13 protein-coding genes are annotated in these 14,048 nt (G+C 45.2%); 8 read left to right on the forward strand and 5 right to left on the reverse strand.

The features are described 5' to 3' along the window. Position 1 precedes the first annotated feature (1 nt). The 3 genes from glgP to ASG85_RS20005 all read left to right on the forward strand — a co-directional run bounded on the left by glgP (position 2) and on the right by ASG85_RS20005 (position 4,228). Positions 2–2,602: an alpha-glucan family phosphorylase gene (gene glgP / locus ASG85_RS19995; RefSeq protein WP_235550182.1), complete on the forward strand. Its 2,601-nt coding sequence runs from the start codon at positions 2–4 to the stop codon at positions 2,600–2,602. A 127-nt stretch (positions 2,603–2,729) separates the two neighbouring features. Beyond that, on the forward strand, positions 2,730–3,404 hold the full coding sequence (locus ASG85_RS20000) for a flagellar brake protein (protein ID WP_060647572.1): 675 nt from the start codon (positions 2,730–2,732) through the stop codon (positions 3,402–3,404). An 11-nt stretch (positions 3,405–3,415) separates the two neighbouring features. Next, positions 3,416–4,228 carry an NAD kinase gene (locus tag ASG85_RS20005; protein WP_057307611.1) on the forward strand — a complete coding sequence of 271 codons (813 nt, stop codon included), beginning with the start codon at positions 3,416–3,418 and terminating at the stop codon, positions 4,226–4,228. 62 nt (positions 4,229–4,290) lie between these two features. On the opposite strand, the gene ASG85_RS20010 is transcribed toward ASG85_RS20005, so the two are convergent. Further along, complete coding sequence (locus tag ASG85_RS20010; protein ID WP_057307612.1) at positions 4,291–4,608, reverse strand: YutD family protein; 318 nt, start codon at positions 4,606–4,608, stop codon at positions 4,291–4,293. Between the two features lie 40 nt (positions 4,609–4,648). Next, on the reverse strand, positions 4,649–5,524 hold the full coding sequence (gene lipA, locus ASG85_RS20015) for a lipoyl synthase (RefSeq protein ID WP_057307613.1): 876 nt from the start codon (positions 5,522–5,524) through the stop codon (positions 4,649–4,651). A gap of 155 nt (positions 5,525–5,679) precedes the next feature. On the opposite strand from lipA, the gene larE reads away from it, so the two are divergent. From larE to larC (ASG85_RS20030), 3 genes are read left to right on the forward strand one after another with little or no spacing between them, the layout of a single operon-like run. Then, positions 5,680–6,528 carry an ATP-dependent sacrificial sulfur transferase LarE gene (gene larE, locus ASG85_RS20020; protein WP_036632720.1) on the forward strand — a complete coding sequence of 283 codons (849 nt, stop codon included), beginning with the start codon at positions 5,680–5,682 and terminating at the stop codon, positions 6,526–6,528. Next, on the forward strand, positions 6,525–7,301 hold the full coding sequence (larB, locus tag ASG85_RS20025; protein ID WP_057307614.1) for a nickel pincer cofactor biosynthesis protein LarB: 777 nt from the start codon (positions 6,525–6,527) through the stop codon (positions 7,299–7,301). Before larE ends, larB begins: the two co-directional genes overlap by 4 nt. A gap of 9 nt (positions 7,302–7,310) precedes the next feature. Further along, on the forward strand, positions 7,311–8,165 hold the full coding sequence (larC, locus tag ASG85_RS20030) for a nickel pincer cofactor biosynthesis protein LarC (RefSeq protein ID WP_057307615.1): 855 nt from the start codon (positions 7,311–7,313) through the stop codon (positions 8,163–8,165). A gap of 48 nt (positions 8,166–8,213) precedes the next feature. Here larC (ASG85_RS20030) and larC (ASG85_RS20035) read toward each other — a convergent pair whose 3' ends face one another. Further along, positions 8,214–8,702: a nickel insertion protein gene (gene larC, locus ASG85_RS20035; RefSeq protein ID WP_057307616.1), complete on the reverse strand. Its 489-nt coding sequence runs from the start codon at positions 8,700–8,702 to the stop codon at positions 8,214–8,216. Positions 8,703–8,818: 116 nt separating this feature from the next. Here larC (ASG85_RS20035) and ASG85_RS20040 point away from each other — a divergent pair, with 116 nt between their 5' ends. Further along, positions 8,819–9,868, forward strand: a complete 1,050-nt coding sequence (locus tag ASG85_RS20040) for a M23 family metallopeptidase (protein WP_414858765.1) — start codon at positions 8,819–8,821, stop codon at positions 9,866–9,868. Between the two features lie 10 nt (positions 9,869–9,878). Here the strand turns inward: ASG85_RS20040 and yunB are convergent, their stop codons facing one another. Then, positions 9,879–10,670 carry a sporulation protein YunB gene (gene yunB / locus ASG85_RS20045; RefSeq protein WP_082562654.1) on the reverse strand — a complete coding sequence of 264 codons (792 nt, stop codon included), beginning with the start codon at positions 10,668–10,670 and terminating at the stop codon, positions 9,879–9,881. A 942-nt stretch (positions 10,671–11,612) separates the two neighbouring features. Between yunB and ASG85_RS20050 the strand changes: the two genes are divergently transcribed. Continuing rightward, complete coding sequence (locus ASG85_RS20050; RefSeq protein ID WP_162251362.1) at positions 11,613–12,452, forward strand: transposase; 840 nt, start codon at positions 11,613–11,615, stop codon at positions 12,450–12,452. Positions 12,453–13,034: 582 nt separating this feature from the next. On the opposite strand, the gene ASG85_RS20055 is transcribed toward ASG85_RS20050, so the two are convergent. Beyond that, entirely contained in the window at positions 13,035–13,898 is an 864-nt protein-coding gene (locus ASG85_RS20055) for a hypothetical protein (RefSeq protein WP_060647573.1), read from the reverse strand. Positions 13,899–14,048 lie beyond the last annotated feature (150 nt).

The raw sequence follows: 14,048 nt of genomic DNA on the forward strand, positions 1-14,048 counted from the left end.
TATGGGTAATCACGATCATGATCATAAAGGGAGAGAACATCCAGATATGCAAATAGCCTTCCCCCAAGATGCGAAACATTTGCCTCCTGCGATTGAGCGTTTGAATGAGTTATCATTCAACTTATGGTTCAGTTGGAACCATGACGCCTTGCAGCTTTTTGCACAAATGGATCCTGTAAAATGGGATCAATGCGGCCACAATCCTGTTCTTTTACTTCACCTGTTGGACGATTCACAGATTGAGGCCCTCAGCGGAAACCAAGATTTTGCAGCAAATTATCAACAAGTAATTGCCAAGTTCGATGCTTATATGAATGGCACCACTTGGTTTCAAGAGAAGCATCCGGATCAAGGTTATGTACAAATTGCTTACTTCTCAGCAGAGTTCGGCTTTCATGAATCTTTGCCGATTTATTCAGGAGGACTGGGAATCTTAGCTGGCGACCATACGAAATCTGCTAGCGATCTGGGTATCCCTTTGATCGGTGTTGGACTGCTTTATAAAAAAGGTTATTTCACACAGAAAATCGATACCTCCGGTGGTCAGCAAAGTGAATTATACCCCTATGACTTCAGCAAGCTTCCAATCGAACCTGTGCAGCAAAACGGCCAACAGCTCACCGTTTCCATTGATATGCCTGGTCGCGCCATCACCCTACAGGTTTGGCGTGTGCGTGTCGGCCGTAATTCAATCTATTTGCTGGATGCCGATCACGAAGCTAACAATGCAGCGGACAAAGAGCTGACCGCTCAGTTGTATGGGGGCAATCAAGATACCCGGATTGCACAGGAAATGGTTCTTGGCATTGGAGGTGTTAAGGCGCTTCGACTGCTTAACATCTACCCTAACGTGTACCATATCAACGAAGGGCATGCTGCTTTCCTCACGCTGGAGCGACTGAAGGAGCTTCTGCATCTAGGTCTTCCGTTTCATGTGGCGGTTGAAACCGTTCGATCAGCCACTGTATTTACGACCCATACGCCTGTACCTGCAGGGCATGACACATTCTCCATCGAGATGGTGGAACACTATCTCGGGCCTCTCCTAAGTGAGCTGTCACGGCACAAACAGGACATTGTAGCATTAGGACTCGATCACCATACGGGTCAATTCAATATGACCCATTTGGCCATGAATACAGCCGGACTGCGCAATGGGGTCAGTAAGCTGCACGGTCAAGTATCTCGAGAAATGTTCAAAGAATTTCACGGTCACATCGATGCAAGCGAAGTTCCCATTAGCTCCATTACAAATGGTGTACACATGGATACATGGACAGCGCCGCAATGGAAAGAACTGCTTGATCGTTTCCTGCCCGGTTCATGGCGAGAAGAACAAGCCAATAAGCATCAGTGGGCGCAGATCGAGGTCATTCCAGACGAATCCATCTGGAAAGTGCACCAACAACTGAAAGAAAATTTAGTTCGTTACGCAAGGCGAAATTTGCTCGAGCAGCGAAAACGCAACGGAGAATCTGAAGAGCGGATCGAGGAAGTCAGACAATATTTAAATCCCAAGGCATTAACCATCGGGTTCGCCAGAAGGTTTGCGACCTATAAGCGAGCTAATCTCATTTTTAATGATTTGTACCGACTTAAGAAGCTCATCAATGATCCCGATCGACCCGTACAATTTATTTTTGCTGGCAAGGCTCACCCTGCCGATTACCCAGGTCAAGAGCTTATCCGTGAAATTTATCGCGTCTCGCAAATGAAAGAGTTCGTCGGAAAAATCGTTATTCTCGAAAACTATGACATGAATATGGCCCGTTACCTCGTACAAGGCGTAGACGTCTGGTTAAATAACCCCCGTAGACCTCTTGAGGCAAGTGGAACGAGCGGTCAGAAGGCGGCCATGAACGGGGTACTTAATTTTAGTGTACTCGACGGCTGGTGGGAGGAAGGGTACAACGGTACGAACGGCTGGGCTATCGGTTCCACAGGAGCAGCGGACTGGGCTGCACAAGAGAAAGAAAATACGCAAGCCATCTATCACATTTTAGAGAAAGAAATTATTCCGCTGTACTACAATCAAGGAGCACTCCCGCATCAATGGATCAGCCGCATGAAGCGTTCTATCCAATCGCTGAGCCCGGTCTATAACACGCATCGCATGGTGCAAGACTACACAGAGCTCACCTATTTGCCGACAGCGCAGCGAGCCCGTCTCTTTGTTTCTAATCACTATGATGTTGCAACGAAGGTTGCCGATTACAAACAGTTCATCCGTTCGAACTGGTATCACGTGAAAATCATTGGCATCGATGACCGCTCTGCCAAATTATCAACGGAAGTACCGTTAAACGAAATAAAACCATCAACGAAGGAAATTACGACACAAGTTCACTTCGGCCCCATTTGGCCGCAAGATACGGCAGTAGAAGTCATTTATTACGAGGAAAATGGCGAAACATGGGAGCAAAAAATTATTCCAATGGTGCCGATAGGTGATCTAATTGAACAGATGCAGAGCTATAAAGCGACCATTCCATCGCATCTCATTCATGGGCCTCACTTCTCTATTCGCGTGCGACCCATCTCATCTAACTTCGCACATTCCTTTGAACTTTCCCTAGTCACCACCACATTATCGTGGCAGTAAATACGTGAATTCCTAGATAAAGCCCCGTTTGGGGCTTTTCTTATTTTCTTTTATAAATTATTATGAATAGAGAACTTACGGTATGTGCATGCGTTCATGAATGCAAATCTAACCACTTGGTGATGCTATGGATTGGAATAAGGCACTGGAATTGGCATATATCGCACTGAATACGGATTGTCATTTGATCATTGTCGGAGAATGCAAAGATGGGCAGCCTTTTTGCTATGAAGAAAATTTCTCCGTTGATAAAATAGGTGAAGCTTCATTCACTGTTTGTTTAGAGCTATCTGGAATTTTTCCATTCGACAAATTAGAGCATATTTCTTTCATTGAGTTTTCTTTTAAAGACAGTGGAATTTTATATTACGCCTATGTCGATTTAATTCAACTTGAATTAAAGAAGACGATATGTTACCTTTCGCTATCCATTCCCGAAGAAATTCATCATCATCAGAACAGAAGGTACAGCCGAGCTAAGCTCTCCCTTCGAACACCGATCACACTGCGTATTGTTGGCATTCGCGGCATATCCGCAAGTAAGGGAGTCGCCTTTTCCGGACAACTGCTTGATATTAGTGCCAGCGGGCTTTCTTTCGTTACGACGAATCGGCTCTTCTTTCCCTTATTTCTGGAATTCAGCTTCATTCTCCCTGGGTATCCCCATCCTATTACGGCTTATGGTGAAATCATTAGAGTGACGAATTTCAGTAATGATTCTTATCGGGTCGCTGCCGAATTCCGACATACACCTGAATCGATACTTCAGGACATTGATAAATATTGCTCGATTACTTCTTAGGAGGAAACCAATTGAAATACAACGTCATTGAACGAGGCGATGACATCTCCAAGGGGCTGACAGAGCGGTTCCACAAACTCGCCGCACAGCAAGGCATGCCTAGGGATGAAGAAAATCCGGACATTGTCCTTTCTATTGGCGGAGACGGCACGATGCTGCAAGCTTTTCATAAATATGTGCAGCAGCTTGATCACATCGCTTTCGTTGGTATCCATACTGGACACTTAGGTTTCTTCGCAGATTGGAAACCAGATGAGTTGGACCATCTAGCTTCATTGATGTTCAGCGTCACTACCCCCGAGGAGCTGCGTGTTGTACAGTACCCCGTCGTTGAGATTGAAATTACGACAGAAAAGGGCTCCGAGACGCATCTGGCACTCAACGAATTTACAATACGAGGAATCGAAGTATCGCTAGTCGCGCGACTTCACGTTAACGATGAAATGTTCGAAATGTTCCGCGGTGACGGGATTTGCATCTCCTCGCCTGCCGGCAGCACAGCTTACAACAAAAGCTTAGGCGGGGCAATGGTTCACCCTTCGCTCGAAGCCATTCAAATTGCAGAGATTGCTTCGATTAACAATAGGGTCTACCGCACACTCGGCTCTTCCATGATTTTACCGAAGCATCATCACTGTGACATTTATCCCAAGGCGCAGCAGAATATGCTTTTATCACTTGATCACTTGTACTTGCAGCGAAACGACGTTGTTTCTATCCGCTGCCGTGTAGCAGCCAACGTGAAAGTTAAGTTTGCCAGGTTCCGTCCATTTCCTTTCTGGAATAGGGTTCGGGAAGCTTTTGTTGGGTTAGAAGTGAAATAAAAAGTAAGAAGACGCCCCTCACTCCGTTGGAGAATGAGAGGCGTCTTTTGGTTTCAACTACATTAAGTAGTAGTTGTAATCACTTCAGAGGGCACTTGCTGCTTTGCGCCATTCACTTTTTCGATAATGAAATAAGCGCAGCCGAAGTTGCAGTACTCATTCAAGTAATCTTGAAGAGCCGCGATCGATGATTCTTTTGTCGCTTTAGGATGGATTTCTTTAAAAAAGCCTCTTAGCCTTAGCTGGCTGTAACCCCAATCGCCGACAATATAGTCGTATCGCTCCAACACTTCGCTAAAACGTTCTTTAAAAACTTCAAAATTCCAGCCATTCTTATGGTCTGTAACGAGCTCGTATGTTTTGTTTGCAATATGAATCATGATGGTAGGAAGCTCTCCTTTCTATGATCCGTTCGTTAATTTAAACGTTTGATGCGGCTTGAACCTGTTCATGCGCATGGTAAGAGCTGCGTACCAACGGCCCCGACTCAACGTGCTTAAAGCCACGTTTCATGCCCTCTTCTTTGAGCATAGCAAACTGCTCAGGCGTATAATACTTGGCTACAGCCAAATGCGTTGTAGACGGCTGCAGGTACTGCCCAATCGTCATAATGTCGCAGCCAACTGCGCGTAAATCCTCCATCGTTTGCAGCAGCTCGTCCCACTCCTCGCCAACGCCAATCATGACGCTGGATTTGGTTGGGATGTTCGGAGCAATACGCTTCGAACGCTCCAGCAGTTCCAGAGAACGGCGATATTTCGCCTTCGAGCGAACGCGGTCTGACATGCGTTCAACAGTCTCCATATTATGGTTCAAGATATCAGGCTTAGCCTCTAGAACCGTGGCCAGTGACTCTTCCCGACCTAAGAAATCGGGGATCAGCACTTCGACTGTGCACATTGGCAATTTGCGGCGAATCGCTTTGATGGTCTCAGCGAATATCATCGCGCCGCCATCGGCCAAATCATCGCGCGCTACGGAAGTGACGACACAGTGACGCAGTCCCATTTGCAAAGCGGCATCCGCTACACGTTCTGGCTCTTCCAGATCCAGCTCGGTAGGCAGCCCTGTTTTGACTGCACAGAAACGGCATGCTCGGGTACAAATATCGCCCAAAATCATAAAAGTGGCTGTACGATTCGCCCAGCACTCATGAATGTTTGGACACTTGGCTTCTTCGCAAACCGTATGCAGCGTCTTGGAACGCATCATTGACTTTATTTCTTTGAAATTCTCGTCTGTCTTGAGATTGATTTTTAACCAGTCTGGTTTTCTCTCTAATGGCTTTGTAGGCACTATATTTCCCGCCTTTTATTTGGTTTCTCGTTCTTGTTATTATAACATGAATGACTGACAAAACAATCCACTTTGCCACTCAGTTGTGATACACTTATCAAGATGGCCAAAACAGCTTAACCTATCACGTAAAGGCTGTATGGGAGGGAAGAAACATGAGCATACAAGAAGTAACGCGAGAGAAAGACCGCAAGCTTGGAGAAATTTTAAGAGGTATGGGCCGAGTATTAATCGCCTTCTCCGGAGGGGTTGACAGTACATTCGTCCTCAAACGTGCGCAGCAGGAGCTCGGAGATCAAGTCTTAGCCGTCACTGCAGCATCCGAAACGTTCCCTTCTCGGGAATTTGATGCCGCCGTTGAACTAGCAGAACAAATCGGTGTCCCACTGTACAAAACAGAGGTCAAGGAACTAGAGAATGCGAATTTCGTCGCTAACAATCCAGATCGCTGTTACCATTGCAAAACGGGACTTTATTCACATTTGCAGCAACTAGCCAAAGAGTTAGGATACCCCTATATTCTTGATGGTTCGAACATGGACGATCTCGGTGATTACAGACCGGGTCTACAAGCCAAGAACGAGCAAGGCGTCCGTAGTACTTTGCAGGAGTCCGGCATGACCAAAGACGAGATCAGACAGCTTTCCAAAGAGCTAGGACTGCGTACTTGGAATAAACCGTCTTTTGCTTGCTTGTCTTCTCGTATCCCTTATGGGACGCAAATTGAGAAGTGGAAAATCGATCAACTCGACGAAGGCGAATACTTCTTGTCCCAGCTTGGATTGTATCAGGTGCGCGTACGTCACCACGAGAAAATTGCCCGGATCGAGGTTATGCCGGATGAGATTCATAAAGTCGTCGAACACCGTGATGCGATCTATGAAAAGTTCAGCAAGCTCGGCTTCACTTACGTGACGCTCGATTTACAAGGTTACCGCACGGGCAGCATGAACGAAGTGCTGTCCAAGGAGACGAAAGACAAGGTGAAAGAAGCATCCCTATGATGGACTTAGAGAAAATCTTAAAGCTCGTCCAGGCGGGCGATCTGGACGTAGAAGAAGCCAAAAAGCAAATCATCAAGGAAGGCAGCGCCGCTGGCCCAGCTAACCTTGATCTTGGATTTGCTCAGCTCGACATCGATCGCGAGAAGCGAACGGGCTTCCCCGAGGTCATTTTCGGGGAAGGCAAGACCGCGGAGCAGATCGAGGCAATTTTCCGGCGGCTGATGGAGCACACCGACCGCGTGCTCGCTACGCGCGTAGACGCGGCCAAAGCCGCCCATGTTACCGCTGCCGTGGAAGGTGTCACCTACCACGAAACTGCGAGGTCGCTGACCTGGTTCAAGCGGCCCATGCTCAAAGTCCACGACGGCTATATCGCCGTCGTGTGTGCAGGTACCTCCGACCTCCCCGTGGCGGAGGAGGCGGCTCTTACAGCAGAATGCCTGGGCAGCCACGTAGAACGTATATTCGACGTGGGTGTAGCCGGCATTCACCGGCTATTCCGCCGGCTAGAGCTCATTCGCGGTGCAAACGCGATTGTGGTCGTTGCCGGCATGGAAGGCGCGCTCGCCAGCGTCGTCGGCGGGCTTGTAGCCAAACCGATCGTGGCTGTGCCGACAAGCATCGGTTATGGCGCGAATCTTGCAGGTATCGCCCCCTTGTTGTCGATGCTAAATAGCTGCTCTCCAGGAATCTCAGTAGTGAACATCGACAACGGCTTCGGAGCTGGTTACTATGCAGGGCTCATTAACAAAAATATGTCGAAACGAGCGTGAGATCCTACAATGCGCATTTTATATTTAGACTGCTTCTCCGGAATCAGCGGCGATATGACCCTTGGTGCTTTAGTAGATGCGGGAGCAGATCGAGCTTACATTGAAGAAGAGCTTACCAAAATCAAGCTAGAGCCGTACATGTTGGAATGGAAGCGCGTTGTTAAGCGTGGTATTTCCGCCTTAAAGCTAGATGTCATTCTAGACCCACAGCATCCGCCGAAACATCATCGTCATTACTCAGAAATCGTACAAGTCATTCAACAGGCAGGATTCAATGAGCGTGTAACAGCTCTCAGCTTAGCTATCTTTGAAAAAATCGGTATTGCTGAAGCTAAAATCCATGGTATCCCCGTTGAAAAAGTGCACTTCCACGAAGTCGGAGCCATAGATTCCATTGTAGATATCGTAGGTGTGGCTTTAGCCATTGACTCCCTACAAGTCGAGCGCATCTTTGCCTCTCCAGTACCGCTAGGTTCAGGAACGATACATATCGATCATGGTATATATCCCGTACCCGCTCCAGCAACACTGGAAATGATGCGAGGGTTACCTATTGCTTCAACCAACTATAGCCTAGAGATGACTACCCCAACTGGTGCCGGTATTATTTCCGGAATCGTGGACGAGTTCTCTAAAAGCTTTCCGCCTATGATCGTTGATACCATCGGTTACGGTGCAGGCACAAGAGATTTACCGAATCAACCTAATGTGCTTCGTGTCGTAGTCGGTAAAGTTGATCCTTATATTGGAAAATGGCAAGTAAGCCACGAGCACCTTGCACATGAGCATGGTCATGGACATACCCATGATGATCATCATCACCACCAACATGAACATTCACATACACACCCACACCATACATGAGCCTCTAAGGCGACTATTTGTAAAATCAAAAACGCCTCTTCCTTCAAATCAGGAGGAGACGTTTTTTTGTTTTTGCTGTATAAACTGCATCCTAACTTCCTCGTATACCTGCTTCAAAGGTACTTGATGCTCCTTAGCGATTTGTTCGCATTCTTTGAACTCTGGTGCATATTGTACCAATTTCCCCTGATGATAACCGACTTTTACCGTTAAAATTCCCCATCGTGTTAGCACTTGCTCGAATTCTCTAGCCAATCTATGACAGGAAGCGTGCATATACCGGATGCCAAGTGTCGTTGTCTCGCTAAAAATAACTTCCTCTACAAGAGAAAGCCGTTCATTTTCAACCAGCACATTCAGCATTATCCCTGGTCTGCCTCTCTTCATAATTATCGGAACTACAAATACATCATTCGCACCTACTTCAAAAAGCTTATCCATTATATAAGAAACCCACTCCGGATTCATATCATCCAGATTTGCCTGAATTAACAACATACTATCGTCAACATGCTCATCCCTATGATTAAAACTCACGTTCCTCACCTCTTACAGGCATCATAGCAAAAATCGGATAACAACGAAAGATGCAGGGATAAACATTCATAGAAGAGTACATCCTAAGAACTAACATTTCAGGAAGGATGATAGAGATGAAAAGCAGACCGTATTGGTCGCGGGTTCTTGTTCTTAGCCTCCTCCTATCAGCAACCGAATCCGTGACTCTTTCAGGCAGTGCTGAATCCCATGCCGCTGCATCTGACCAATTCTTTACCGCAGCTCCATCTAAGGTTAACCCGAGCTTGAACGCTGAGCGGAAAGAGCTTTTTGAAAAAACAAGCATCTTGTCAGGCATTCCATGGGCATACCTTGCCGCAGTTGATCAGTACGAAAGAACGATGAATTTCGCTAAAAAAAGACCCGTGCATCAAGGGATTACCAGCATTTACTTCCCTGAATCAGATTGGGTGGGCTTATTGAATCCAGACCAGCAAGATACGAATCCTAGAAGCATCTCCTTCTTTCATGGTTACGGTCGAGATGGTTCAGGTGACGGCATCGCAGATCGAAACAACGATTTAGACGTACTGGCGGCTATGGCCACACTAATGAGTAATAATGGAAACCAAGAAGAAAATATACAAATCAACTTATGGAATTATTATCAAAACTCGCGCAGTGTTGAACGTATCAAACAATTCGCTACAATCTATGCCACACTAGGTACCCTTGATGTTGGTGAGCATGCTTTTCCACTGCCGGTGAACGCAGACTACTCCTATCGCAGCACATGGGGAGACAGTCGCGGATGGGGTGGGCATCGTTCTCATGAAGGAACAGATTTATTCGCGGGTTATGGTGTTCCTGTACGAAGCACTTGCTATGGCATTGTGGAAATTAAAGGCTGGAATCCCTACGGAGGCTGGCGGATTGGTATTCGAGATGTGAACAATATTTATCACTACTACGCCCATCTCTCTGGTTTTCAAAAAGGAATCAAAGAAAACGATATTGTAAAACCTGGACAAACCATCGGCTGGGTAGGTAGTTCTGGTTATGGTAAGCCGGGAACATCAGGTAAATTTCCACCTCATCTTCATTTTGGACTTTATCGTGATAATGGGCTAACCGAATGGAGCTTCGATCCTTACCCCTCCCTTCGCAAATGGGAACGTGAAGATCGGATGAAAAAGAAAAAATAAAACCGCTCCATTATTGGGGCGGCTCTTTTTGTATCTTGCTTTCTTGCGTTGTAACTCCCTCTACCTTTGGTGTTGTTGTTCCGGTATTCGGAATACTAGGCAACGATAAACTCGGTGGACCCGCATCCTTATTACTACCCACAGGATTTCCCTTATTATCATAATAATAGGTAGGGACATCCCCAACCACGAGAGAATATGAAATAGGAATTTCAGTTTCCACAATTTCAGTATCGGAATCAAAGGGTATAATCACAGATACTTCAGCAATAATGCGAACATACACTTCAAACATAACCATATTAATTCCCGCATTTTGAGAACGTGTATTCAGATCAACCTTAACATTACCAACTGGCAGCAGCCGAATCGGAATATCAGGGCCAAATGAGGAGAGAATCGCACTATTCATCGCTTGCCCAACCGGAATATGCTCTGAAATACTTTGTAAATCTTTTAGTTCACCTTGCACAGTTTTAATCGTATCCGCAGTTATACGCATATGCTCATTATAATTAAGCATGAATCCTGTTATTTTACCGTTTTTATCCATCTTCCAATCAATTAATTGCTCCGCACTCGTACTTCCAGCCACATGATCCGCAATAGCACTATTAATCGCCTGTGTTGCTATCTGCTTTATGCGTACTTTTGCCAAATTCATCAGTGGAGGTCTAAGATTACGTTCTACGAAAATAAAAAACTGCACGCCAAATAAGACAAAGATGAGAAGACCGATCAACAGCACCTTTTTGCGGTTTGTTTTCCCTGTAGGTCTGCTTCTCCAGCGTCGCCTTAGCAGCATCCCATTCCCTCCCCTAGCCACTCAAATCAATTAGTACTACCTTATGCGGACATGGAGTGAAAAAGAAGACACGTTCCCAACAGCAAGTCCCCTCAACGGTCATACGTTCATCTCCTTTGTTAATCTAACTCAACTCCCTCCCGATTCCACTTATATCCCAACCCATGCGCATCCATATCATTATCGTGTCTTGGGTCTAGCCTACTTACGACTGCTCAGTTATCCCCATCATTAGTATTCGCTCACATCTGCGACCCATCATCTCAGTTTCTTTCCACATACGTCTCATTAATTCCCTATCTTCTCACGCCTAGGCCCCATCAGCTTAACATCTTCCCACGGGTGTCTCATCCATCTCGTATCTATTCACACCGCGACCCATCATCATTGCTACTTCCCACATCCGTCTCATCCATTTCGTATCTACTCACACTGCGGCCCATCCTCTTAGCATCTTTCCACGTCCATCTCATCCACTACCTATCTACTCACACTGCGACTCATCATCATTGCTACTTCCCACGTCCGTCTCATCCACTTCGTATCTACTCACACTGCGACCCATCATCATGTTTACTCCCACGTCCGTCTCTTCAATTCCTTATCTACTAACGTCTGCACCTCAGCGATTTGATCTCACTAACTTACCCACCACATCCTTCAGCTGACAGAACTTGTCCTGTCCAAGTCCTTTCCGTCCTGGTTTGTCTCAAAACATGTATCTCAACTCATTAGTATCTTCTCTCCCATGCCACCTCACTTTGCATCCAATCCAACTTTTCACCACCTCTATGGACACTATCCCCATCACTCAGAAATTAGAAAACAATCCGAGTTCCAATCAAATATTTTCCATCTTCCCTTGAAATAAGACCATATGTTTGGTATATTATTAATAGGAACACACATTCCCATTTCAACACAAACGGAGAGATGCATATGAATTTTGCAAGTATGTCACTTAATCAATTTCAAAATCATTTTTCCAACGATAATGCTTGCATCCAGTATATTTTTCATACTAAGTGGCCTAAAGGTTTTAGCTGTCCGCGTTGTAATCACTACCATGCTTATGTGACAACTACCCGTCGTCTTCCACTTTACGAATGCAGTCAATGTCGCCATCAAACGTCTTTAATATCCGGGACAATTATGGAGGGAAGCCGAACTGATCTAAGTAAATGGATGCTCGCTCTTTTTCTTTTCTCCCGTTCAAATAAAGGTACGACCGCAATCGAACTTTCTAAATTTATTAAGGTTACTTATAAAACTGCCTGGCTAATCTTATATAAAATCCGTTCTATGATTCATAATACCGATAATGAAACTCCGCTTTCGGGCTCAGTTTGTATTCATTCAGCTATCTATGGACGACCTTATAATCCTTCTGTTCACAAACACAAGCAAGAGCACCTTCTTCTCATAGGCTCATCAGTTAATGAATGGAATGAATCTACCTACCTCAAAATAAAGCACGTTCTTCTTACGAATCCAAAAGAAAGACATATTCCTCGTTTTGAAACAAAAGCCTTCCAACAACAGCACATAGAATCCGATACACACAATATTGAGATTGTTACAGGTTTTTATACCCCCACACGACTTCGCCCTTTACTCGTATTCGCTAAACAGGCTAGTAAATGGATAAATAACACCTTCCATGGCCTCGGCCCCAAACATTTACAAAAGTACTTAGACGAATTTAGTTATCGACTAAATCTTTCTTCAAAAAACATACCTATTTTTGCCCATTTAATTCAACTCTGCTTCACCCATTAGCTACAATAAGACTAACAGTAGTATGCTATTTGGCTATTCAATTTCTTGTAATTATAGAAATAAATAAAATTTAGTTTCCTCCGACAAGCAGCTTGATCTTGCGTACATACATACATACATACATACATACATACATACATACATGCAATCATTTAATCATTCAATCATTCAATCATTCGATCAATCATTCATATCTGCGCTCATTCTGAGTTAAAGGGATAGTGAACATAGTAGGACTGGAAGAGAAAGACCACCTTTGTTGAAAGGTGGTAGAGTGTTGAATTCATGGGTTGGGGTTGGGGTTGGGGTTGGGGTTGGTTCCGGAGTTCCGGGGTTCTGGGTTCTCGGTTCTGGGATCTCGTTTTGGGTTCTTGGGTCGCGGCCCCCGATTCTCGGATCTTGGGTTCGCGTTCTTTGTGCTTCGCGCTTGTTTTTCGCTCTTGGCTATTGGTTCTTTGTTCTTTGTTCTTTGTTCTTTGTTCTTAGCTCTTGGCTCTCGGCTGGCTCTTGTTCTTAGCTCTTGGTGCTATATCTTGATACGTCTTGGTTCGTTTTATGGTCGGTGTCCTATAGATAATCTTTTTAATACCGATCCATGATTAGTTGTGTTTTCAGTGAATCTTGTGCGAGGAACCAGCCTTTACTTTGCAGATAGGTAATTAATTCATCGTGTTTAGTGGATGCTGTCGATTCACTATTTGTTTTAAATGAAGCTTCAACAATGTATTCAGTGTCCGTACCAGCTGCATTAACAATTGGCCACACTTCGATATAAAGCTGTTGGCCGCTCCACGTTCCGACTGAACGTTTGGCTAGAACCGGGCCGTAGACACGGGAAGAAGAAAGCTTGCTAGTCCCCCATCCACTGTATAGCCAATTATTAAACTTATCAGGAGCATTATTAATCAGAAGACTGCGGGAATCGGTTTGGTTTGGGAGGTCCATACCGCTATAGCCTGATTTAGTACCTGTCTTTGGACGTGTAATACTAAGTGTTTTCTTCTGATATCCCCACTCGACTTGCGCCTCATAGCCGATATCGCTTGAATCAAAGCCCTGTTGGTTTGCAAGTGTTAAGGCACCATTAATATCGTTGCCAATAATTGCATAGCGCTTTTTGTAGGTAAGCTCGAAATCGATCTCTCCCTCTGTCTTACGAATCCGCGGACTCCACCCATTGTTATAAATGTCCTTGGCGTTCGTATCCAGGAATTGGACGTTCATCTTGGTCACGCTATCAGGCATGCCAAATGCAGTCTTTACGCTGCTTGTAAGTTTAAAGTCTGATCCAAGAACTGCAATTGGATCAAGGAGAAGCTTCACTTCATAATTCGGTACCATGTTGCTCGCAGCTGCGGCAGGCTTAGGTGCTCCGCCTAGACCAGCAAGTAAACTTGTTCCTACTACGACCATTAGGACGGCCATTAGAGCATTTTTCTTTAACATCCATTCATCTCCTCTACCCATATGGAAGGTTCACCCTCTTAGACTGACATTAAAGGAAGAATGTCATTGGATGATTATCTACACTTGTATTTATTGTAAATCTAGTAAAATGTGTAAAAAAGCTGAACCCCTTAACATTTAGGAGTTCAG

Origin of the sequence: Paenibacillus sp. Soil724D2, from assembly GCF_001427935.1 — a bacterium.
Taxonomy (GTDB): Bacteria; Bacillota; Bacilli; order Paenibacillales; family NBRC-103111; genus Paenibacillus_E.